The sequence below is a fragment of the Vibrio sp. 1249-1 genome, from assembly GCF_033340495.1.
The window spans coordinates 1-576 of record NZ_JAWOWJ010000900.1 but is presented as its reverse complement, the minus strand read 5'-3'; the positions used below and the strand labels follow the sequence as shown (position 1 = coordinate 576).

At 46.0% G+C, this 576-nt stretch carries 1 protein-coding gene; it reads right to left on the bottom strand.

The window, feature by feature from the left end; genetic code table 11:
- A partial coding sequence (locus R7Z50_RS29565; protein WP_318150023.1) for an acetate--CoA ligase family protein occupies positions 1–576 on the bottom strand: 576 nt, incomplete at both ends.

The following is a 576-nucleotide window of genomic DNA, read 5'->3' as shown; positions in this document are numbered from 1 at the left end:
TTTTGAGCGTCACCTTCATATTTGCAAAGCGTCACATCAGCATCAAGTATGGTTAAGTCATCTCCAGATACCAATACTGGATGGATATCCAGTCTTTGTATTTCAGGTAACTCAACCGCCATTTGCGAAATACGAACTAAGAATTTTGACAGCTCAGTAATATCGAGCGCATCTTTGTGTTTCTGAAGACGGATCTTCCCGGACTTTAATGCAACCACGACTAAATAGCGTGCAAGCGTCATATTCAAAGGAGGCAGGGCGGCCACCGCATCTTGAGCGATGTTCCATTCAGATCCACCTTGACCAAGTAAAATGACAGGCCCAAATACCTTGTCAACCGCGATACTGATTCGCAACTCTTCCGCGCTGCCAAGCTTCGCCATGCCTTGAACTAGCAGGCCGTGTACGTTTGCAGATGGGTAACTGAATTTGACGGTATCTAAAATCGATTGTGCAGCGTTAGAAACTTCTCGACTATTTCTCAAATTAAGCGCCACGCCGTGTACGTCTGATTTGTGAGGAATATCAGGAGAGCGAAGCTTCACGGCGACAGGGTAGCCAATATTTTCTGCCATG